Source organism: Streptomyces sp. NBC_00425, from assembly GCF_036030735.1.
Classification (GTDB): Bacteria; Actinomycetota; Actinomycetes; order Streptomycetales; family Streptomycetaceae; genus Streptomyces.
The window spans coordinates 5061508-5082018 of record NZ_CP107928.1; the positions used below are offsets into that span (position 1 = coordinate 5061508).

17 protein-coding genes and 1 tRNA gene are annotated in these 20511 nt (G+C 71.7%); 7 read left to right on the forward strand and 11 right to left on the reverse strand.

Annotated features, from left to right (window positions below; genetic code table 11):
• Nucleotides 1–129 precede the first annotated feature (129 nt).
• The 3 genes from OHS82_RS21795 (at nucleotide 130) to OHS82_RS21805 (ending at nucleotide 2048) form a co-directional block, all read left to right on the forward strand.
• Nucleotides 130–585: an ATP-binding protein gene (locus OHS82_RS21795; RefSeq protein ID WP_057576471.1), complete on the forward strand. Its 456-nt coding sequence runs from the start codon at nucleotides 130–132 to the stop codon at nucleotides 583–585.
• A gap of 229 nt (nucleotides 586–814) precedes the next feature.
• A complete protein-coding gene (locus OHS82_RS21800; protein WP_443061794.1) occupies nucleotides 815–1213 on the forward strand; it encodes a hypothetical protein in 399 nt (132 codons plus the stop codon).
• Nucleotides 1200–2048, forward strand: coding sequence for a triphosphoribosyl-dephospho-CoA synthase (locus OHS82_RS21805; protein WP_328434320.1), 849 nt, complete (start codon nucleotides 1200–1202; stop codon nucleotides 2046–2048). The genes OHS82_RS21800 and OHS82_RS21805 overlap by 14 nt, the downstream gene beginning before the upstream one ends.
• Before the next feature lie 42 nt (nucleotides 2049–2090).
• Here the strand turns inward: OHS82_RS21805 and OHS82_RS21810 are convergent, their stop codons facing one another.
• From OHS82_RS21810 to OHS82_RS21825, 4 genes are all read right to left on the reverse strand, one after another.
• Nucleotides 2091–3488, reverse strand: coding sequence for an MFS transporter (locus OHS82_RS21810; protein WP_328434321.1), 1398 nt, complete (start codon nucleotides 3486–3488; stop codon nucleotides 2091–2093).
• A 67-nt stretch (nucleotides 3489–3555) separates the two neighbouring features.
• Nucleotides 3556–4923 carry a MocR-like pyridoxine biosynthesis transcription factor PdxR gene (gene pdxR, locus OHS82_RS21815; RefSeq protein WP_057576465.1) on the reverse strand — a complete coding sequence of 456 codons (1368 nt, stop codon included), beginning with the start codon at nucleotides 4921–4923 and terminating at the stop codon, nucleotides 3556–3558.
• Nucleotides 4924–5045: 122 nt separating this feature from the next.
• A complete protein-coding gene (locus OHS82_RS21820) occupies nucleotides 5046–6539 on the reverse strand; it encodes an aminopeptidase P family protein (protein ID WP_199863706.1) in 1494 nt (497 codons plus the stop codon).
• 93 nt (nucleotides 6540–6632) lie between these two features.
• Nucleotides 6633–8189: a PP2C family protein-serine/threonine phosphatase gene (locus OHS82_RS21825; RefSeq protein ID WP_079041067.1), complete on the reverse strand. Its 1557-nt coding sequence runs from the start codon at nucleotides 8187–8189 to the stop codon at nucleotides 6633–6635.
• A 523-nt stretch (nucleotides 8190–8712) separates the two neighbouring features.
• Between OHS82_RS21825 and OHS82_RS21830 the strand changes: the two genes are divergently transcribed.
• Complete coding sequence (locus OHS82_RS21830; RefSeq protein WP_057576460.1) at nucleotides 8713–9378, forward strand: bifunctional DNA primase/polymerase; 666 nt, start codon at nucleotides 8713–8715, stop codon at nucleotides 9376–9378.
• A gap of 56 nt (nucleotides 9379–9434) precedes the next feature.
• Nucleotides 9435–10148 (forward strand): hypothetical protein, encoded by a 714-nt coding sequence (locus OHS82_RS21835; RefSeq protein WP_328434322.1) that lies wholly within the window; start codon nucleotides 9435–9437, stop codon nucleotides 10146–10148.
• A 277-nt stretch (nucleotides 10149–10425) separates the two neighbouring features.
• Here OHS82_RS21835 and OHS82_RS21840 read toward each other — a convergent pair whose 3' ends face one another.
• From OHS82_RS21840 to OHS82_RS21850, 3 genes are all read right to left on the reverse strand, one after another.
• Nucleotides 10426–11391, reverse strand: a complete 966-nt coding sequence (locus tag OHS82_RS21840) for a DUF5926 family protein (RefSeq protein WP_328434323.1) — start codon at nucleotides 11389–11391, stop codon at nucleotides 10426–10428.
• Nucleotides 11392–11540: 149 nt separating this feature from the next.
• Nucleotides 11541–12179 carry an ATP-binding protein gene (locus tag OHS82_RS21845; protein ID WP_057576457.1) on the reverse strand — a complete coding sequence of 213 codons (639 nt, stop codon included), beginning with the start codon at nucleotides 12177–12179 and terminating at the stop codon, nucleotides 11541–11543.
• Between the two features lie 290 nt (nucleotides 12180–12469).
• Complete coding sequence (locus OHS82_RS21850) at nucleotides 12470–13306, reverse strand: glycerophosphodiester phosphodiesterase (RefSeq protein ID WP_057576456.1); 837 nt, start codon at nucleotides 13304–13306, stop codon at nucleotides 12470–12472.
• A 246-nt stretch (nucleotides 13307–13552) separates the two neighbouring features.
• On the opposite strand from OHS82_RS21850, the gene OHS82_RS21855 reads away from it, so the two are divergent.
• A complete protein-coding gene (locus tag OHS82_RS21855) occupies nucleotides 13553–15220 on the forward strand; it encodes a S1C family serine protease (protein WP_328434324.1) in 1668 nt (555 codons plus the stop codon).
• A gap of 285 nt (nucleotides 15221–15505) precedes the next feature.
• Here OHS82_RS21855 and OHS82_RS21860 read toward each other — a convergent pair whose 3' ends face one another.
• The 3 genes from OHS82_RS21860 to OHS82_RS21870 all read right to left on the reverse strand — a co-directional run bounded on the left by OHS82_RS21860 (nucleotide 15506) and on the right by OHS82_RS21870 (nucleotide 19801).
• Complete coding sequence (locus OHS82_RS21860; RefSeq protein ID WP_328434325.1) at nucleotides 15506–16978, reverse strand: ice-binding family protein; 1473 nt, start codon at nucleotides 16976–16978, stop codon at nucleotides 15506–15508.
• A 1388-nt stretch (nucleotides 16979–18366) separates the two neighbouring features.
• On the reverse strand, nucleotides 18367–19002 hold the full coding sequence (locus OHS82_RS21865; RefSeq protein ID WP_057576452.1) for a hypothetical protein: 636 nt from the start codon (nucleotides 19000–19002) through the stop codon (nucleotides 18367–18369).
• A 376-nt stretch (nucleotides 19003–19378) separates the two neighbouring features.
• Entirely contained in the window at nucleotides 19379–19801 is a 423-nt protein-coding gene (locus tag OHS82_RS21870) for a hypothetical protein (protein ID WP_328434326.1), read from the reverse strand.
• Nucleotides 19802–20013: 212 nt separating this feature from the next.
• Between OHS82_RS21870 and OHS82_RS21875 the strand changes: the two genes are divergently transcribed.
• Nucleotides 20014–20100: transfer RNA gene (locus OHS82_RS21875), tRNA-Ser, on the forward strand.
• 82 nt (nucleotides 20101–20182) lie between these two features.
• On the opposite strand, the gene OHS82_RS21880 is transcribed toward OHS82_RS21875, so the two are convergent.
• Nucleotides 20183–20503 (reverse strand): hypothetical protein, encoded by a 321-nt coding sequence (locus tag OHS82_RS21880; protein WP_157876303.1) that lies wholly within the window; start codon nucleotides 20501–20503, stop codon nucleotides 20183–20185.
• Between the last annotated feature and the right edge of the window lie 8 nt (nucleotides 20504–20511).

A 20511-nucleotide genomic window follows, 5' to 3' on the forward strand; every position in this document is an offset into this window, starting at 1 on the left:
CCCACATACACCGATTTTCTGCCTGCGGGCATCCCCCATATGGGCGGCATCACGCGGAATTCACGCTTACATACGGCTGCGGGCGGCAATACGTATCGGTATGTCGAGCCGCAGCCAGGAGGCTGGAGCATGAGCATCTGGTGGTCACTCCATCTGCGGCGCGAAGCCGCGAGCGTGCCGCTCGCCCGCCGCCTGCTGCTCGGCACGATGGAGACGGCGGGCGTCGATCCCGACGTCAGCTACGACCTCTCCGTCGCCCTGAGCGAGGCCTGCGCCAACGCCGTCGAGCACGGTGGGGACACCGCGATCGGCGGTTGTTCCGAGGCGTACCGGGTGACGGCCTACCTCGACGGCGAGACGTGCCGCATCGAGGTCGCCGACTCGGGCCCGGGGTTCACCGGCGAGCGCCCCGCTCCCGCGCCGGTGCGCACGAACACCGACGCCGAGCAGGGCCGGGGCCTGTTCCTCATCCAGGAGCTCGCCGACCACGTCCACATCGGCAACAAGCCGGGGCGCGGCGGGGCGGTCGTGAGCTTCGACAAGATCCTGAAATGGCGCAAGGACGCCCCGCTGATGGCCGTGTGAGCCGACTGCGCGATGAGCCGCCCGCGCCGTGTGAGCCGCTGGCGTCGTGTGGTCCGGGCCGTGAGCCGGCAGCGCCGTGGGTGGGCAGCGTCCGGGTGCGCAGGCGGCGTCCGCCCTTCGGACCGTCAGACCCACGCGGCGGACCGGTGCTTCCGACCTCCCGGCACTCACAGGTTCCTCTCAGCGGGCTTTCAGCCCGCTGACGGCCGGCGTTCCTACTTTCATGTCCATGACGGGACTTCGCAAGGACACCTCCATCACCCGGCGGCGCGCCCTCGCGGTCACCGGCGGCACGGTCGCGGCCGGCGGACTCGCCGCCGCCGGCTACCAGGCGGCCTTCGCCGACACCGGCACGACGGCCGGGGCGACAGCGGGCACGACGGCCGGGGCGACAGCGGGCACGACGTCCGGAGCGACCGTGTCGGCCTCCGTCGGCTCGACCGGCACCACCTGCATGACCCTGATGACGAGCGTCACGAAGGGGCCCTACTGCCTGGACGGCGCCCTGGTGCGCAAGGACATCACGTGCGGGCGGCACGCCCCCGAGCGGCGCCCCCACGAGAGCTCCGCCGAGCGACGCCCCGACGGCGTCCGCGTCCTCCTGAGGGCAGGTCATGCCCAGCCCTGAGGACGAGGCGCTCGCCCGGGCCGCGGTGGCCGCGCTGACGGGCCAGCTGGCACTGGCGCCCAAACCCGGTCTGCCCGATCCCCGCGACCTGGCCGCCCGGGTCACCCGCAGGGACCACCGCGGGCTGCGCTGGTCCGCCAAGGCGCTCGCACCCGGACTCGCGGCGATGGCCGCGGCCGCCCGCCGTACCGGCGAGCCCACGCCCGGACTCCGCGCGGAGCTGGGCGCGATCGGACGGTGCACCGAGCACTCGGTGGGCCTCGCCGGCGGCGGGCACCGGGGCGCCCTGTGGACGCTCGGCCTGCTGGTGGCGGCGGCCGCCCTGGACCCCCGGGCGCGGGGCGTCGAGGTCGCCGCGACCGCCAAGCGGATCGCCGCGCACCCCGACCGGGCGGCCCCGCGGCGGCCCTCGCGGGGCGCGACGGTGTCGGCGAAGTACGGCGCGGCCGGCGCCCGCGGCGAGGCCCGCGCCGGGTTCCCGCATGTGCGCCGGGCGTTGGACGCCCTGGCGCGGGCGCGCACGGCCGGCGCCGACGAGGCCGAGGCCCGCCTCGACGCCCTGCTCACCGTGATGTCGACCCTCCAGGACACCGAACTCCTGCACACCGTCGGACCCTTGGGCCTGCGTCACGTCCAGGCGGGCGCCCGCGAGGTCCTCGAAGCGGGCGGCACGTCGACGGAACCGGGCGCGAAAGCCCTGGTCGCCTTCGACGCCGACCTCCACGCGCGCGCGTGGAGCCCCCGCGGCAGCGCGGGCCTCCTGTCGGGCGCCCTCTTCGTCGACGCCCTCCCGGTCACCGCACCGAGGGGAGCCGTATTGACGGGAGCCGCGTGACGCGGACGCAACCGGTCCCGCCCCCGCCCCGGGGGCACGGCGTCACCCTGTCGCCGAAGCCGGAGCCGGAGCCGGAGCCGAAGCCGAAGCCGGAGCCGTCGCCGAAACCGTCACCGGAGCGGTCGGCTCCGGCGCCCCCTCGGCCGGTGCCGGCACCGGCGCCGACCTCCCGGCCGTCTCCGCCCACCGTCCTGCGGCGTCCCGTCCAGCCGCTGCCCTTCGCGCCGCCGGGCCCATGGCGTACGACGCCGCCACCATCGCCGCGCCCAGCAGCAGCCAGCCCGGCGTGCCCCACTCGACCAGCAGCCAGGTCAGGACCAGCGGGCCGAGGGTGCGGGCCACGGTGACACCGGTGCCGAACAGGCCCTGGTACTCGCCGACCCGGTCGGCCGGGGCCAGGTCGAAGGAGAGCTGCCAGGAACCCGCCGACTGCCCCATCTCCGCTGCCACCTGCAGCACCGACCCGAGCACCAGGACGCCCGCCGCCACCCACGGGGACGCCCCCGCGGACAGGGCGAACACCGCGCAGGCGGCGCACATCACCCAGCCCGCACGCCGCACCGCGCGCGTGGCGCTCTCCAGCCCGGTCACCCCGCGCGCCGCCCGTACCTGGAACACCGTCACCGCGGCCGTGTTGAGGACGAACAGCGCGGAGACCAGCCAGGCGGGCGCCCCGGTCCGCTCGGTGATCCACAACGGCAGCACGAGGCTCAGCAACGGCATCCGCAGCAGCAGCACGGTGTTGAGGAGCGCCACCAGCGCATAGGGACGGTCCCGGAGCACACCCAGGCCGCTTCCGCTTTTGCTCCCGCTCCCACCCCCGCCTCCGCTCGGGCGGAGCGTCCGGGGCGCCACGCGGGGCAGTGAGGCGAGCAGCAGCGCGCACACCAGGAAGCTCACCGCGTCGACGGCGAACACACCGAGGTAGGCCGCCCGGGTGCCGGCGTGCAGTGCGAGGCCGCCGAGCCCGGCGCCCACGGCCAGCCCCGCGTTCAGCGTCGCCTGGAGGCGCGCCAGCAGCCCCGTCCGCTCCCCGGCCGGCACCAGCCCCGCCAGGAGGGCCTGCCGGGCCGCCGCCAGCCCCGACTGGGCGGTCGCGTAGCCGCACGCCACGAGGACGAACGGCACGAACCCGCGCACGAGGGCGAAGGACGCCACGGCCAGCCCCGTCGCCAGCGCCAGCAGCACCGCCGTCCCCCGCGCCCCGTGTCGGTCGGCCAGTCGGCCCAGGGGCACCCCGGCCAGCGAGCCGACCGCCCACCCGAGGGTGAGACCGAGCCCCACGCGCGCGGGGGCGATACCGATCATCTGCGTGAAGTACAGGGCCGACGTCGTGTAGTACGCCCCGTCCCCGACCGAGTTGCTCAGCTGGGCGAGCGCGAGCAGGCGTTGGGGGCCGGTCCGGTGAGGGCGGGTCCGCTGGGCGCGAGTCTTCGGCATACCCATGACGCTAGAACCCGGTTGGGCCTCTCGACAGCACCAATGTGGGCCCGGAAAAGTGGTCCAATCACTCCCCGTCCAGCACCTTCGCCAACACGTCCAGCGCCTGTGGATACAGCCGTTCCCGGGGGGTGCCGTACCCGACGACCAGCCCCTGCGCGGGTCCGGCGCCGGGTGTGTGCCAGTGATCGCCGAGACGGCCCACCGCCAGCCCTTCGGCCTCCGCCCGCGTGATCGTCGCCTCCTCGTCGCCGACGTCCACCAGCGCGTGCAGTCCGGCCGCGATCCCGCGTACGCCCCGGCGCCTTCCCAGCCGTTCCAGCAGCAGGTCCCGGCGGCGCCGGTAGCGCAGCCGGGACGCGCGGACGTGCCGGTCGTAGGCGTGACTGTCGATCAGCTCGGTGAGCGCCAGCTGGCCGATCGACTCGGTGTGGTGGTCGCTGTGCAGCTTGGCGTCGGCGACCGCGTCGACGAGCTGCGGCGGCAGCACCATCCAGCCGAGCCGCAGCGCGGGCCCGAGGGTCTTGGAGGCGGTGCCCAGATAGGCGACCTGTCCCGGCGCCATCCCCTGGAGCGCGCCCACCGGCTGCCGGTCGTAGCGGAACTCGCCGTCGTAGTCGTCCTCGACGATCAGCGCGTCGCCCGCGCGTGCCCACTCGGTCAGGGCCCGCCGCCGCCCCGGGGCCAGCGTCACGCCGGTGGGGTACTGGTGGGCGGGAGTGACGACCACGGCCCGCGCGTCGCCCAGGCCGGCGACGCACACCCCCTGCTCGTCGACGGGCGCCGGCGTCACCGTCCCGCCGTTGCGCCGGACGACCTCGCGGTGGAACGGCAGCCCCGGGTCCTCCATCGCGACCCGGCCTCCGTCCAACACGCGCGTGAGGAGCGCGAGGCCCTGCACGTACCCCGACGTGACCACGATCCGCTCGGGCGGCGCGATGACGCCCCGGGCCCGCCCCAGGTACTCCGACAGCGCGGTGCGCAGCTCGATGCGGCCGCGCGGGTCGCCGTAGTCGTACGCGAGCGAGGGCGCCGTCGCGATGGCGCGGCGCAGTGCGCGCAGCCAGGCCGCCGCCGGGAACGTCCCGACGTCGGGGCTGCCGGGGCGCAGGTCGAAAAGCGGCTCACGCGCGCGTGTGGCGGCGCCCAGCGGGTCGGCCACGGCGGACGGCAGGACGGCGACGCGGGTGCCCGAGCCCTGCCGCGCCGTCAGATAGCCCTCGGCGACCAGCTGGTCGTAGGCGGCCTTCACGGTGTTGCGGGAGATGCCGGTCTCGGCCGCGAGCCGCCGGGTGGCCGGCAGCCGGCTCCCGGGCGCCAGCCGTCCCTCGCGCACGGCGTCCCGCAGCGCCCGCTCCAGCCCGCTCCGCCGCCCCTCGCCGCTGTCGGGCTCGAGATGCAGATCGACGCCGACCCCGGACCAGAAATCGTTCACCAAGTCCCCCCTGGACATGAAATCCCCCGGACGGTGCGGTTGTCCGGGCCCGGGAAGGCCCGGACACGGGAAAGGCCGGGCACTCACCAGTACCCGGCCCCGTACCCGGCCGTCGCCCGACCTCAGTCCTTCAGCGAAGCCATCCAGGCCTCGACCTCGTCGGAGCGGCGCGGCAGACCGTCCGACAGGTTCCGGTTGCCGTCCTGCGTGACGAGGATGTCGTCCTCGATGCGGACGCCGATCCCCCGGTACTCCTCCGGCACGGTCAGGTCGTCGGCCTGGAAGTACAGACCGGGCTCGACGGTGAGTACCATGCCGGGCTCCAGCGTGCCGTCGACGTACGACTCCACGCGCGCGGCGGCGCAGTCGTGGACGTCCATGCCGAGCATGTGGCCGGTGCCGTGCAGCGTCCAGCGGCGCTGCAGACCGAGCTCGAGGACGCGCTCCACCGGGCCCTCGACCAGGCCCCACTCGACGAGCTTCGCGGTGAGCACGCGCTGCGCGGCGTCGTGGAAGTCGCGGTACTTGGCGCCCGGCCGGACGGCCTCGATGCCGGCCTCCTGGGCCTCGTACACCGCGTCGTAGATCTGCTTCTGGATCTCGGTGAAGCGGCCGTCGACGGGCAGCGTGCGCGTGACGTCGGCGGTGTAGTACGTGTGCGTCTCGACGCCCGCGTCGAGCAGCAGCAGGTCGCCGGAGCGGACCGGGCCGTCGTTGCGCACCCAGTGCAGGGTGCAGGCGTGCGGGCCGGCCGCGGCGATGGTGCCGTAACCGACGTCGTTGCCCTCCACGCGCGCGCGGAGGAAGAACGTGCCCTCGATGTAGCGCTCGCTCGTGGCCCGGGCGGTGTCGAGGACCTTCACGACGTCCTCGAAGCCGCGGACCGTGGAGTCGACGGCCTTCTGCAGTTCGCCGATCTCGAAGTCGTCCTTGACCAGACGGGCTTCGGAGAGGAAGACGCGCAGCTCCTCGTCGCGTTCGGCGGTGACCTTGTCGGTCAGGGCCGCCTCGACGCCCGCGTCGTGACCGCGCACGACGCGTACCGGACCGGTGGCCTCGCGCAGCCGGTCGGCCAGCTCGCGCACGTCGGAGGCCGGGATGCCGTACAGCTTCTCGGCCTCGGTGAGCGAGTGCCGGCGGCCGACCCACAGCTCGCCGTGGCCGGACAGCCAGAACTCGCCGTTCTCCCGGTCGGAACGCGGCAGCAGGTAGATCGTGGCCGTGTGACCGTCGTCGGCCGGCTCCAGCACCAGGACGCCGTCCTCGGTCTGGTTGCCGGTGAGGTACGCGTACTCGACGGAGGCCCGGAAGGCGTACTCGGTGTCGTTGGAGCGGGTCTTCAGGTTGCCCGCCGGGATCACCAGTCGCTCGCCCGGGAAACGCGCGGAGAGGGCGGCGCGGCGGGCGGCGGTCTCGCCGGCCTGGGCGATCGGCTGCAGGTCGTGCAGCTCGGTGTCCGCCCAGCCGGACTTCATGCTCTCGGCCAGCTCGTCGGAGACGCCCGGGTACAGGCCGTTCTTCCGCTGCTTGACGGGCTCCTCGGGCTCAGTCTCCGGGCCCGCTGCGGTGGCAGCGTCATCCGGCGCAGCCGGGGTGGGCTCGTCGGCCATGGTCATCCTCCTAGATACGGCACTGGACCCCCTCCATCGTACGGTCGTACGGAAGGGGGCCCAGGCCCGAATGACCTCTTACCCGCGGTCGTCGCGGCCCTACTCGAAACGGGCCGCCAGCAGCACCACGTCCTCGTCGCCGTCCTGCTCGTACAGGCCGTCCGGCAGCATCGTGCGCAGCACGTGGTCGGCGACCGCCCCGGGATCCTGACGCAGCGGCTTCGGCACCCCGGCGGCGGCCGCGTGCAGCCGGGCGAAGGCGCGGTCGGCGGGGTCGCCGGTGCGGTGCAGCAGTCCGTCGGTGTAGAGCAGAACCGTCTCGCCAGGTTCGGCCTCCAGCTCGACGCTGGGCGCTTCCCAGCAGGCCAGCATGCCCAACGGCGCGGAGACGGTGGTCTCGACGAACTCCGTGCGCCGCTCCCCGACCAGCAGCGGCGGGCAGTGTCCCGCGCCGGCCAGGGTGATCTTGCGCAGGGCGGGTTCGCAGTAGGCGAACAGTGCGGTGGCGGACCGTGCGGGCTCGGTCAGCCGCAGCAGCAGCTCCAGATCGGACAGGACGGCGACGGGGTCCTCGCCCTCCATCACCGCGTACGCCCGCAGGGAGGCGCGCAGCCGGCCCATCGCGGCGACGGCGCTCGGCCCGGACCCGGTGACGGACCCGACGGCCAGACCCAGTGCGGCGTCCGGCAGCGGCAGCGCGTCGTACCAGTCGCCGCCCCCGAGCGGGCCGGTGCGGTGCCGGGCGGCGAGCTGGACGCCGGGCACGCGCGGCAGCCGGGACGGCAGCAGCTCCTCGGACATGGTCCTCATGCACGCGCGTGTGCGCTCGAGCTCCACCAGCCGCGCCAGGTGCTCGGCGGCGTACCGGACGTAGAGGCCGATCAGGTGGCGCCGGCGTTCACCCGGCTCGGCGGGTTCGTCGTAGAGCCATACGGCCGCGCCCAGCCGGCCCGACGCGCCGTCCGGCTCCAGCGGCAGCGCGTAACTGGCGGCGTATCCGAGCCGGGCGGCCACCTCGCGGTGCCGGGGGTCCAGGCCGTCCCCGGAGAGCAGGTCGGGTTCGGTGATCTCGCCTTCGCCGCCGGGCAGCCCGTCGAGGATGCGGCCGTAGGACAGGGCGCTGCGCGGGACGGTCTCGATATGGCCGAGGTCGGCTCGGCCGAGGCCCAGTCCGATGGTGGTGTCGGGGCCCAGCCGGTCGGCCGGTTCGAGGACGACGAGGCCGCGGCGGGCGCCCACGAGGGCGGCTCCGGCGTGCAGCAGTTCCTGGAGGGCGTCCTGCAACACGACCGTGCGGGCCAGGCGTTCGGTGAGCTCGTGCAGTGTGGTGAGGTCCGAGACCCAGCCGGCCAGCCGGTCCGTCAGCAGGGCTCCAGGGCCCGACATGCCGGGCGGGCCGGACGACGGATCCGGGGAGACGGAGGCGGCCGCGGGGACGGCGGAGACGCCCGGGACGGCGGGCGCGGGCGGGACAGTGTGTGCGGGCGAGGGAACCGTGGGATCGATTCCAGCCACTTTCGGAGGGTGAGGGGCGTTCATGGCGTCCGGCTCTCGGACCGGAGCGTTTTGCTCAAAAGCATCGCAAACCCCCATGTCATTCTGCGCCGCTAGCGGTGTCTCCACATGTACACGCACTCGTGAGGGGATGTCCAGCATTGTCCTGCCGGGGTCGCTGGTGTCCACGGGGTCTTTGGGAGAATCGCGCACGGTTCTTCCGGCTCCCTTGCGAAATTGCAAGATTGGCTTAAAACTGCCTCGGGTAAAGGTTGATTGCGGTCGACTGGCCTTGTTCCACGGAGCGTCACAGCGGTCGTGATGGGTACGTACTCGGTAAGGGCCAGGGGTCGTCGGGAGCTCATGGGGAGCCTCCGGAACCTGGTGACCGCACCGGGCGTCATAGTCATCGACGACCGTGCCCCATCCTCCCGCGGCGGAGGCGGAGAGAAATACGTGCGACGTTAAACGCCAGACTTCGCCACCCCACGCCACGCCCAGTATTTAGATGGACGCGAGTCGGACCGAGTGGCCGCGCGAGCAGCCACCGCTCGACCCTGAGGGGTTCCCCTTGTCCAGGACAGGGGTGTGATGCGCCAAAAGGTACGCACAGTGAAGTGATCGACACATGGTGTGATGTGGCCCACGGTGTTGCCAGCGGTGCAACGGAAAGGAACGAGCGCTCATGCGCGAGATCCTCGGAAAGCGACGCAGGCTCCTGTCCCAGTCCGGCGACGCGGGACCTGAGTTGATCGACTCGGCACTGACGTTCGCGACGGACTGGCAGTGGCCCGTCCTCCCGGGCGCGGCGGCCGACCAGCGGAGCACGTCCCGCTGCACCTGTCCCGACCCGGAGTGCACGGTCCCCGGTGCTCACCCCTTCGACCCCGGCCTTCTCGCCGCCACCTGCGACGCGCGCATGGTGCGCTGGTGGTGGGGCAACCGGCCGGCCGCACCGATCATCCTGGCCACCGGGGGCGTAGCCCCCTGCGCGGTCAGCCTCCCCGCCCTCGCGGCGTCGCGCGCGCTCGTGGCGCTCGACGAGCAGGGCATGCGTCTCGGGCCGGTCGTCGCCTCGCCCACGCGCTGGTCCGTCCTCGTCCGGCCGTACTCGATGGAGCAGCTGGGTGAGCTGCTCTACGCCAAGGACTTCGTGCCGGGCTCCCTGCGCTTCCACGGCGAGGGCGGTTACCTCGCCCTGCCCCCGTCGGTGACGGGGAGCGGGGACATCCGCTGGGAGCGGGCTCCCCTGCCCGGCTCGGCCTCGCCCTGGGTGCCCGACGTCGAGGCCGTGGTGGACGCCGTCGTGGACGCCCTCACTCGTACGGGTGTGAGCGCCCCCGAGTTGTAGGGGTGTCGGGCGCGCGCCGGCCGGGACGCCCGCGTTCGCCCTCTATCTTCCGCTACATGAACCTTCGTCTGCTCGCCCTAGGGGGCGTCGTGGCCTGTGCGATCGCCCTGCCCCTGGCCATGGCGTCCGCAGGGCCGGCCGGCGAGGAGGGACAGGCGTCCGGCCGGGGTGACGTGCACGCGGGCGGCGGGCGCTCCTTCGGCGCGGCCGGCGAGCGGGCTGCCGGCGCGGCGGACCGGCGCACGGGCGCCGCCGGAGCAGCGGGCGATCCGCGTGCGGCCGAAGGAGCCCAGCAGGCCGAAGGAGCCCAGCAGGCCGAGGTAGCCGAAGGGCGCGCGACCGACGGGACCGCCGGGCGCGGCGACGACGGTGCGGACCCCGAGGCGCCCTCCAGGTCGCCGCTGCTGCTGGGGCTCGGTCTGGCCACGGCCGCCCGCTGCGGCCCCGAACTGACCTCCCCCGACGGCGTGGAGGCGCAGACCTGTGTGCTCTCCCGGGGCGAGGACACCTGGGCGCGCACCTACTACCGCAACGCCACGGGGCGCGCTCTGGACGCCTTCCTGAGCCTCATGGGCCCCGCGGGCCGCACCGTGCAGACGAGGTGCACGGTGGCCGCCGAGGACGAGCCGCAGTCCTGTGAGACGCCGCACGAGCCGAGCCGCGGCAAAGCGGCCGCGTACACGGCGGTCACGGAATTCGCCGAAGCGATCGCAGACGGTCCGCTGCTGTTGCGCTCGGGCAGCAACTTCCCCTCGGACACGGGCAGTTGACGTGCGGTGTCGGCGGGTGAGCGAGGCCGGAAAAAGAAGAACCCGGTTGCTGGCGACGGGGGATGCACCAGCAACCGGGCTACTCGAACGGTAACAAGAGATCGGCGCTACGCAAATTCGATCTCTTGTTTTCGTCGGCTTTCCGGACACCCGCGAATCGGCGCTTCGGGTGCCGACTCGCCTTGTTTCGGGGGCAGTTGTGAGCGGGCTCACGCCGGCCGCCGGAGTCCGGGCCGCTGACCGGCCGGTCAGCGCGGCCCTTTCCCGGACCTGTGCGTCAGCTGAGCGTCACCTGTCGGTTGGTCAGGCCGCCACGCGCGCGACGCTCGTCGGCGCTGAGCGGCTCGTCCGAGGCCAGCGCCTCGGCGAGGCGCTCGGCGAACTCGGCGGCCGGCTTCTCCACGTCGTCCGCGGTGACCGCGCTCGGCAGGTCCCAGACGGGCACCAGCACGCCGTGCGCCCGGAACGAGCCCACCAGGCGCGTGCCCTCGCCGAGGCCGGAGCGGCCCGCCGCGTGCAGCCGCGCGAGCGCGTCCAGAAGCCGCTCCTCCGGGTGCGGCATGACCCAGCGCAGGTGGTTCTTGTCCGGAGTCTCGCACCAGTACGCGGCGTCGACGCCGGTCAGCTTCACGGTCGGGATCGCCGCGGCGTTGGCGCGCTCCAGGGAGGCGGCCACCTCCGGGGCGGCGTTCTCCGGGTCCGGGACCCAGAACTCGAAGCCACTGTGCACAACTGGCTCGAACACGCCTTCGGCGTCGAGCAGATCCTGCATCCGCGGACCGTCCGCCGGGGCGCGGCGCGCCTGCACCGGAGTGCCGGGGTCCGCCTCCAGCGCCCTCTGCAGGGTGTCCGCCAGGTCACGGCTGAGGTCGCCCGACGGCGTGTCGTTCTGCAGACCGAGCAGCACCGAGCCGTCGTCGCGGCGCAGGGCGGGCCAGGCCATGGGCAGGACGGTGGCGAGCGTGACGGACGGGACGCCCTCGGGCAGACCGCCCTTCAGTGTCAGCTCCACCGTGGCGGCCGGCACCAGCTCGCGCAGCGCCACCCAGTCGCACTCGCCCGGCAGGCCCTCGAAGGGACGCTGCACCAGCTCGGTCACCGCGTGCGCGGCGGCCCTTCCGTGGCAGGCCTTGTAGCGGCGGCCGCTGCCGCACGGGCAGGGCTCCCGCGCGCCGACGACCGGGATGTCCGCGTCGGTGGGCTGCGGCCGCTTGGCCGTCGTCTGGGGTCGCTTCTTGGCCATCTGGGTGTCTCCCGGTTACGGCTCGTCTGGTACGGCGGGAGCCTAGCCGTTCGTACGCTCCGTCACGGGAACCTGTGGACGACGCGGCAGTCGCGCGCGACGCCCGGCGCGGCGATCCGGGCTCGCGCGGCGACCGGTTCCTCGCGTCCCTAGTCCAGGTCGTCGAAGGCGTCGGTGAAGTCGAGGCCGGGGATCGAGGCCACCGACGGGGCGGCGACCCGGCTCGCGAAGTCGTCGCGTCGACAGCCGGCGTCCGGGTCGTACACGTCCGCGTGGACGACGGCCCACACCGTCACCTCGCCGCGGGCGTCGTCGCGCACGCCCCAGTCGTCGGACAGCGCCGTGATGATGTTGAGCCCGCGGCCGCCGTGGGCGGTGACGGAGGGGGTGGCCGGCGCCGGGCGGGTCGGGCCGCCGCCGTCGGTCACCTCGACCACCAGCCGGCCGCCCGGGTCCACCCGCCACGCGGCCCGGACGTCGCCGTCCCCGGCCAGGTCGTCGCCCAGCGGTCTGCCGTGCTTGCAGGCATTGCTCAGGAGCTCGGAAAGGATCAGTACGGCGTCGTCGATGACCGACTCCGACACCCCGCCCCTGCGCAGCTGATCACGCATGCGGTGTCTCGCGTTGCCCACGCCCGCAGGGCCATGGGATACGGCCATGCTCGACGACGCGGGCACCTCCTGTGCCACCACCAACGCCACCCCCGAGACCTCCTTCGCCCCACGCCACGGAGTGGATGCCCCATTGGCCTGTACCGGAAACCGGCCAATGCAGGTCCGGCGACGCATTCGGAACGACCGAACACGCAGCGAACGCGCCGGAGCACTCCTTGTGAGCGCCTGTTCAGTGCGTGGCTGAATTTGGACGGTATGGCTGGAACGGAGAATGCTGTAGGCGCGCGGTGTGGTCAAGAGGTGTGGATGGGGCTTGTGGGACTTCTGTGACTTTCTCCGAACGGACTTCGGCTCGTCCGGAGGGGAGAGGAGGGCGGGGGGAGGGAGAGGCAGGAGAGGGGGAGGCGCGGGCTGAAGAGGGCGCGAGCCGGCGAGGCGTGGGGCCCGCGGCCTCCCTTCCCGGATCAGCGGCCCAGTCGTCCGAGCACCGCGCGCGGGCGGTTGGTGATGATGGCGTCCACGCCCAGTTCGACGCAGAGGTCGACGTCGCCGGGCTCGTTCACCGTCCACACGTGCACCTGGTGTCCGGCCTTCTTCAGCCGCTGGACGTAGGCGGGATGGCTGCGCACGATCCGCATCGACGGGCCGGCGATCCCGACGCCCGCGGGCAGTCGTCCGTCGCGCAGCCGGGGCGAGACGAACTGCATCAGGTACACGGTCGGCATGGTGGGAGCGGCGGCGCGCACCCGGTGCAGCGAGCGGGCCGAGAAGCTCATGATCCGCACCGGGGACTCGGCCGGCGAGGCAGGCGCGTCCAGGCCGAACGTCTTCAGCAGCGCCAGCAGCCGCTCCTCCACCTGTCCGGCCCACCGCGTCGGATGCTTGGTCTCGATGGCCAGTTCCACCCGGCGTCCCGCGTCGGAGACGAGCTCCAGCAGTCGCTCCAGGGTCAGGACGGAGGTCTCCTCGCGGTCTTCCGGCCGGACCTCCCAGTCCGGGTCCTCCTCGCGCGCCTGCCAGGCCTCACGGGCCTCCTTCGTCTTCCAGGAGCCGAAGTCCAGCGCCGCGAGGTCGGCGAGCTCCAGGGCGGAGACCGCGCCGCGGCCGTTGGACGTACGGTTGACGCGGCGGTCGTGCACGCAGACGAGATGGCCGTCCGCGGTCAGCCGTACGTCGCACTCGAGGGCGTCCGCGCCGTCCTCGATCGCCTTCCTGTACGCGGCCAGGGTGTGCTCGGGGGCCTCCTCGGAAGCGCCTCGGTGAGCGACGACTTGAATGTGGTGCTGCCGTGCGTGAGTCACCGCGTCATCGTGCCACCGGCACGCAGTCGTCTGAGAACCCTCTGAGATGTTTCGAAGATGCGCGCTTATTGTGCGTAATACCCCTTATAAAGAATGGTCAAGGACCCACAGCCACCGCTTATGGTGCTCTGACGGCCCGTGGGAAAAGCTGAGACGTACACCAGGAACACCTGTACTGCTTCAGCGCGCGACGAGCGTGACCTGAGTACGACCGACGACAACAGCCGTGGATCGAGGAGAAGAGCTGTGAACACCGAGAACGAGGGCAAGAACGAGGGCACCCAGGTTCCCCCGGCCCCGTCCGCACCCCCCGTGCCGGTGGATTCTCCCTCGGCCTCCGCGCAGCAGACCGCGCCGGACGCGGGCGCGCCCACCACCGAGCTCCCGGCGACGTCCGTACAGGCGCCGGAGGCGCCGGCCCACGCGGCGGGCGCTCCCGGCGCCGGCTGGCCGCCGCCCACCGCGCCGCAGGGCGCACCGGCGCCGACGGACGGCGACTGGCCGCCGCCGGCCCCGTCGCAGGCGCCCCCGGCGCCGCACACGGCCGCTGCCCCGCACGCCGTCGCCCCGCACGGCTCTCCGGCCGCCCCCGAAGGCGACTGGCCCGGCGGCCCCGCTCCGGCCCCCGTCACCCCGGTGTACGCCGACGCGGGCACGCACGCGTACGGCGACGGCGGTGCGGGCACGCACACGTACGGCGACAACGGCTCCGCGGCCGCGGGCGGGGCAGGCGGTGCCGGTGGTGCCGGTGGGACCGTCTGGGGTGCGTCCTACCAGCAGCCCGCACCGAAGTCCGGCCGGGGCCGTGGCGGGCTCGTCGCGGCGATCCTGGTCGCCGCGCTGGTCGCGGGCGGCCTCGGCGGCGGCCTCGGCTACACGCTGGCCAAGAACGACGACGACACCGGCTCGACCACCGTCTCCTCCTCCACCAACGGCGGTGAGGTCAAGCGCGACCCGGGCACCGTCGCCGGGGTCGCCGCCAGGGCCCTGCCCAGCACGGTGACCATCCAGGCCGAGTCCAGCAGCGGCGAGGGCGGCACCGGCACCGGTTTCGTGTTCGACACCCAGGGCCACATCGTCACCAACAACCACGTGGTCGCCGAAGCGGTCGACGGCGGCAAGGTGACGGCCACCTTCCCGAACGGCAAGAAGTACAACGCCGAGGTCGTGGGCCACGCCCAGGGCTACGACGTCGCCGTCATCAAGCTCAAGAACGCCCCCTCGGACCTGAAGCCGCTCACCCTCGGCGACTCCGACAAGGTGGCGGTCGGCGACTCGACGATCGCGATCGGCGCGCCCTTCGGCCTGTCCAACACGGTCACCACGGGCATCATCAGCGCGAAGAACCGTCCGGTGGCCTCCAGCGACAGCACCGGCAGCTCGGCCTCGTACATGAGCGCCCTGCAGACGGACGCCTCCATCAACCCGGGCAACTCGGGCGGCCCGCTGCTGGACGCCTCGGGCAACGTCATCGGCATCAACTCCGCGATCCAGTCCACCGGCGGCGGTGGCCTGGGCGGCACCACCCAGTCCGGCTCGATCGGCCTCGGCTTCGCGATCCCGATCAACCAGGCCAGGTACGTCGCCCAGCAGCTGATCAAGACCGGTGAGCCCGTCTACGCCAAGATCGGGGCGTCGGTCTCCCTGCAGGACTCCTCGGGCGGCGCGAAGATCACGGACACGGCCGCGGGCGGCGCGTCCGCGGTCGAGGCGGGCGGTCCGGCGGCCAAGGCCGGCCTGAAGCCCGGCGACGTCATCACCAAGCTCGACGACATGGTGATCGACAGCGGTCCGACCCTCATCGGCGAGATCTGGACCCACCAGCCCGGCGACAAGGTGACGATCACCTACGAGCGGGGCGGCAAGTCCCACACCGTCGACCTGACCCTCGGCTCCCGCAAGGGCGACAACTGATCCCTGCGGACGCCCCCGGACGCACGCGCGCGGTGACACCCCGGCTTCGACGCCGGCGGCCTCACGCGCGCGTGCGAGGTCATGACCGGGCCGCCTAGACGCCCGTCCTGCCGTCGATCAGTTCGAGCGCTGTTGGTCGCGGTGCATGGCCTTGGCGTAGAAGCGGAACAGGACTGCGATGCAGCCGCCAGATTGGCTCGTCAACGTCAGTAAGGGGCGCCTTCGAGGAAGGCGCCCCTTACTCGTCTTGACCTTCGCCTCAAGGAGAGGCAGACGAGGTTTCGCTTAGTCCCTGCACACCGCCGGGGACGTCAGCGACACGCGCTTCCCGTCGTGCCGCCAGGGCTGTTTGCCTTGGTGCTCTTGGCAGTCGGGCTTGTGGTCGCCGTGGTCGCCGTGGTCGCCGTGCTGGTTGTGGTGCCCGTGATCACCTTCACCGCCAGGTCCCGCAGGACCCTGGGGTCCTTTAGGGCCTTTAGGGCCCTTAGGACCGACAGGGCCCGTGTCCCCCTTAGGGCCCTTAGGGCCGGCAGGTCCGGTGTCCCCCTTGGGACCCTTAGGGCCTTGAGGTCCGGCAGGTCCGGTGTCCCCCTTGGGTCCGGCAGGTCCGGCAGGTCCGGTGTCCCCCGTGGATCCAGTAGGTCCGGCGGGTCCCTGGGACCCTTCAGGACCTTGAGGCCCGGCAGGTCCGGTGTCTCCCGTGGGTCCGGCAGGTCCGGTGTCCCCCTTGGGTCCGGCAGGTCCGGCAGGTCCGGTGTCCCCCGTGGATCCAGCAGGTCCGGCGGGTCCTTGGGACCCTTCAGGACCTTGAGGTCCGGCAGGTCCGGTGTCTCCCGTGGGTCCGGCAGGTCCGGTGTCCCCCTTGGGTCCGGCAGGTCCGGCAGGTCCGGCAGGTCCGGCAGGTCCGGCGGGTCCGGCAGGTCCGGCGGGACCCGTGGGCCCCGTGGGCCCGGTGGGCCCGGTGGGCCCGGTGGGGCCAGTCGCGCAGATCGGCGTTGTGATGACGTTGTCGTCCAGCGATACCGCGCCGATCCTCGCAAGGGCACGGCCCTGGATCTTGGTGCCCGTTGTCACCGTGATCGACTGGTCGGCCATGATGGTGCCCACGAAGGTGGAATTGGTCCCGAGAGTAGCGGAGCTGCCCACCTTCCAGAACACGTTGCAGGGCTGTGCACCGTTGACGAGGATGACGCTGCTGGCCGAAGCGGTGGTCAGTGTCGATCCGGCCTGGAAGATGAAGACGGCGTTGGGGTCACCCTTGGCGTTGAGGGTGAGTGCTCCGGTGAGTCCCATTGACGTCGAGGCCGTGTAGACGCCGGGGACCAATACCTGTCCGCCGAGATCGGCCGTGATAGCGGCTCCAGGGCCTCGGCCGGCCGCATCGTTGTAGGCGGTGGTCAGATCCGTCTTTGCCTGAGCGGCCTCGGCGTCGGCCACATGCAGGTCGCCGAAGATCTGCCCGGGGCCGGAGGGCGTCGACGATGAGAAGCCCGTCACCGAAGAGCCCGGACTCAGTCCCACGTCGCCGTTGATGACGGTGGGGCCGGTGTTGGTGATCGTGGAACCGGCCAGGACCGAGTAACTCTTGGCCGTCCCCAGTTCGACGGGGGCTTCTGCGGCGTGCGCGACGCCTGAAGTGAGCGCGACCGTGGCCGTGGCCAACAGCGCTACACCGGGCAAGAGTGAAAGACGTGTCTTGAGGCGATGGAGTATGCGGATTTTGCCTGGCGAACGGGACGAGTTGGCAACCACTGCCATGGGGGGTGACCTTTCTTGTCGCCGTTGAGCTCAGTCGCCCCGGCAAAGGGGTTCCGAGCTCTCGTAGTGAGTTCCGGTCAGGCCAGAAGTCGTGTCTCGTGTCGAGGTTCTGCGGCCTCAGCCGCAAATAGAGGTCCGCGGCGCGAGTGCTTGCAGATGAGGTGATGAAACATCACTTACCGATCGGAAACTAGCAATAAGCCTATGAAAGTACATAAAGATAAGAGGCTGAAGGGGGGTAAGGGGGCGCGTTTTTTCACCCTGCCGGTGGTGTCGCTGCTTGATTCCGAGCCATCGGCTTGGTCTCGGGAGGCCGGGGCGTCGGCCGTTTCAAAGCCGCACCGACCGGCTCAGACGGGCCGTTCCGGGTTCGGCCCTTTCCCGTTCGGTGTAGGTGGTATCGGCTCAGGTGTGGACGAGCACGGCTGCCGTGAGTGCGAGCAAGGCCGGCGTAGCGGCTCGGGCTGGAGCTGCTTCGGCAGGAGTGATCAGGCCCCTTAAGCCTCCGGCGCGTTGGGAGCCTGCGGGCCTGCCCGGTGAGCACGACGCTGGGGTCGTGATCTTCGAGGCTCGCGCCAAGTGGGTGCGTAGGGCCTTGGAGCGGGCAGCCCCAGCCACGGCATATCCCTTCTCCAGCATCAGGCGGCCGATTGCTGAGCGTGCGGCCCGGACGCCGGCCGGGCTGGAGCGGGGCGGAGACCTGAGCGCAGGTCGACCGGGGGGCCGGGCCGCGGACGCGGAGCGGAGCGAGCCACCATGAATCAGTAGGGAAAGTCGTAACTCGGTAGCCACGGACGCTCTGGGGATGCAAACAGGGCCAGCACAGCCCCTAGGCTCGCCCGCGTCGGCTGGGTGACGCGGAGGCCGGGGGCTGGTGATCGGCGCATTGGGCATGGGTGTGGACAGAGCCAGTGGACCCCGTGTGGACCACGCCCCCCGAGACCCGCCCGCGCCGGGCACTCTGTACCCGCTCCGTCCCAGGTGGGCCGGGGCGCGGGTGGGTTGCCCGAGCGGCCTAAGGGAACGGTCTTGAAAAACGCGAGAGCGTGACAGCGTTCCGGTGGGCCCGGATGTCGACCACTCCGCAGGTCATAGACGTGCTGGTCAGAAGGGGTCCCTCTCACTGGGGGCACCCCTTCCGCGTGCGAGCTGTCTCACCTTGATCAGGCTCTGTCACGGTGTGACTCAGTGCGTGTGGACCAGACGTGGACCGCAGTCCGGCACAAGCGAACCACGTACCCGCTGGTCAGCACCCCTTGCGGTCTGGAGCCTGGACCGTTGCCCAGAACCGCGTGAGGCCAGAAGTGCCGAGACGCCGCAATGAGTGAGGCGGCCTGCCGGAAGTGTGGCTTCCGGCAGACCGCCTCTGCTCGTTGCGAGCTATCGGATCACAGGAGCGCACCGTCGGTGATCTGAGTGGCTATGCCGTTCTTGACCACGACTTCGGCCTCCACGCCCTTCTTGGCGGCCTTCTCCAGGTCGGCCTCCTCGCAGGGGGCGTCCACCTTCGAGCCGGCGGTGCCGCAGATCTGGCCCCCGCCCAGGATCACGGTGTCCTCGGCGAGGAAGAACGCCTGCTGCTCACCGCCGGAGCCCTTGGCTGCAGGACCGTCGACCAGGTACTTGCCGGGCGCCACGTACCGCACGATGCCGTACCAGGTGCCGCTGACGCCCTTGCCCTTGTTGAGGCCCTCCACGACGGTCTCGCCGGAGTCGGATGTGCTCCCGGAACCGGACGTGTTGCCGCCGGACGTGTTCCCGGAACCGGACGTCTTGCCGCCGGACGTGCTGCCGCCGGACGTCTTCCCGGAACCGGACGTGCTGCCGCCGGACGTGTTCCCGGAACCGGAGGGGGATGCGGAGGCACCGCTGACGCCTGTGGCACCAGACTTGCTCGCCGCTGCAGACGCGTCGGCCTTGCCGGAGGAGCTGTCGGCGTCGCTCTGGTTGCACGCCGTCATCAGCAGGGTGCCGCCCAGGAGCGCGGCGGAGACGAGGAAGGCCTTGCGGCGGTTGCGGATCATGTGTCAGTTCCCCTGCGTGATCTACTGGTTGGGGCTGAGGTGCGGGCGTCCCTCGGCACGTGCTTGATCATTATGAGGGGCGCAGGATCCGAGCGGATGCCTCGGTCCTTGATCCAAGACGACGCCGTAACGGTCCCGTGACATGATCAACTCAACTTCACTGAAACGGGCTTGATGCTCCCCGCCAAACGCCGGGGGCATTGAGGGTTGCCGATCAACTGTTCGGGGGGCTGGCGGAGTGCCAGCCGGGCCGCTAGGCGTTGCTCCAAGGGCTCCAGATCGTGCGGAACACCGGGCGTAGGCGATCGCAAGAAGGTGCCCTCCTCTCCCCGTCATGGGGGTGAGGACGGCACCTGTTGGGCGAACTGCGCTCTGTCTATGCTCGTTCAGCAGCCTTCAAAGCCCGCTCGATCTGGTCGTTCGAGCGCTGTTGGTTGCGGTGAATCGCCTTGGCGTAGAAGCGGAACAGGACTGCGATGCTGTGGCCCGCCCGGCGTGCGACCTCGGCTGGAGAGACGCCGGACTCAAGCCAGAGCGAAACGCCCGCGTGGCGCATGGAGTACGGGACGTCAGCCAGCGGCGAGGCTGCCTCGGACTGCGTCAGTACCGCGAGCCGGGCGATCTTCCACGCCTCTCCGTACTCCTTGGACAAGAGGTGGCCGCCCTGGGGCGCGCGAAAGAGCCGGCCATCCTCGGCAGTGCCGACTCCTTGATGTGCTCGCGGACCGGGCGCACGAGAACCGGCGGAATCGGCACTGCCCGGGTTGCCTTGCGGGCCCGAGCAGTGCGTCGTCGTCACCGCCGGAGCCCTCATCGGCTACCGGCGATCCGCCGACCAGGGCGGTGTCTACGCCTCCAGGACCGGGGCGTGTGACCCAGATGGAATGCTGATTGGAGCGGTGCAGCAGAGGAGCGGACCGGACCCAGTGGACCCCGTGTGGACCACGCCCCCCGAGACCCGCCCGCGCCGGGTACTCTGTACCCGCTCCGTCCCAGGTGGGCCGGGGCGCGGGTGGGTTGCCCGAGCGGCCTAAGGGAACGGTCTTGAAAACCGTCGTGGCAGCGATGTCACCGTGGGTTCAAATCCCACACCCACCGCGCAGGTCAGAAGCGTTGCAGGTCAGAAGGGGTGCCACTCTCCGGAGCGGCACCCCTTCGGCGTGACCGTGTCTCACCCTGTTCACGGCTCCGCCGTCAGGTCGGCGACGGTGTCGGGAAGGTCGTCGTCGTGGGTGTCGGCTACGAGTTCGGCGAGGGTGAAGTGGGCCTGGCCCGAGTAGCCCCGGTGCATGACGCGGACGAAGTAGCTGCGCTCGGAGACGCGGAAGACCTGTCGCCTCTGGCGCTTGATCGATTTTGCTCTGGAAGCCTTCTGGAAGGCGTCGACGGTGGTCTGTAACGCAGCCAGGGCTTCGCTCTCGGTCCCTTCGAGTTCGTTCTGGATGTAGTACCGAGAGGATTCCGCGTCTCCGTGAGCCATCACGATTGCCCATCGAGGCATGGTGTTCT

Bases quoted from the DNA above. Each gene is read 5' to 3' on its own strand.
- OHS82_RS21795 (WP_057576471.1), top strand. From the start codon at position 130: ATGAGCATCTGGTGGTCACTCCATCTGCGGCGCGAAGCCGCGAGCGTG.
- OHS82_RS21865 (WP_057576452.1), bottom strand. From the start codon at position 19,002: ATGATCCGCAACCGCCGCAAGGCCTTCCTCGTCTCCGCCGCGCTCCTG.
- OHS82_RS21860 (WP_328434325.1), bottom strand. From the start codon at position 16,978: ATGGCAGTGGTTGCCAACTCGTCCCGTTCGCCAGGCAAAATCCGCATA.
- OHS82_RS21805 (WP_328434320.1), top strand. From the start codon at position 1,200: ATGCCCAGCCCTGAGGACGAGGCGCTCGCCCGGGCCGCGGTGGCCGCG.
- OHS82_RS21820 (WP_199863706.1), bottom strand. From the start codon at position 6,539: ATGACCATGGCCGACGAGCCCACCCCGGCTGCGCCGGATGACGCTGCC.
- OHS82_RS21840 (WP_328434323.1), bottom strand. From the start codon at position 11,391: ATGGCCAAGAAGCGACCCCAGACGACGGCCAAGCGGCCGCAGCCCACC.
- OHS82_RS21835 (WP_328434322.1), top strand. From the start codon at position 9,435: ATGAACCTTCGTCTGCTCGCCCTAGGGGGCGTCGTGGCCTGTGCGATC.
- OHS82_RS21830 (WP_057576460.1), top strand. From the start codon at position 8,713: ATGCGCGAGATCCTCGGAAAGCGACGCAGGCTCCTGTCCCAGTCCGGC.
- OHS82_RS21845 (WP_057576457.1), bottom strand. From the start codon at position 12,179: ATGCGTCGCCGGACCTGCATTGGCCGGTTTCCGGTACAGGCCAATGGG.
- OHS82_RS21825 (WP_079041067.1), bottom strand. From the start codon at position 8,189: ATGCTGGACATCCCCTCACGAGTGCGTGTACATGTGGAGACACCGCTA.
- OHS82_RS21800 (WP_443061794.1), top strand. From the start codon at position 815: ATGACGGGACTTCGCAAGGACACCTCCATCACCCGGCGGCGCGCCCTC.
- OHS82_RS21810 (WP_328434321.1), bottom strand. From the start codon at position 3,488: ATGCCGAAGACTCGCGCCCAGCGGACCCGCCCTCACCGGACCGGCCCC.
- OHS82_RS21880 (WP_157876303.1), bottom strand. From the start codon at position 20,503: ATGCCTCGATGGGCAATCGTGATGGCTCACGGAGACGCGGAATCCTCT.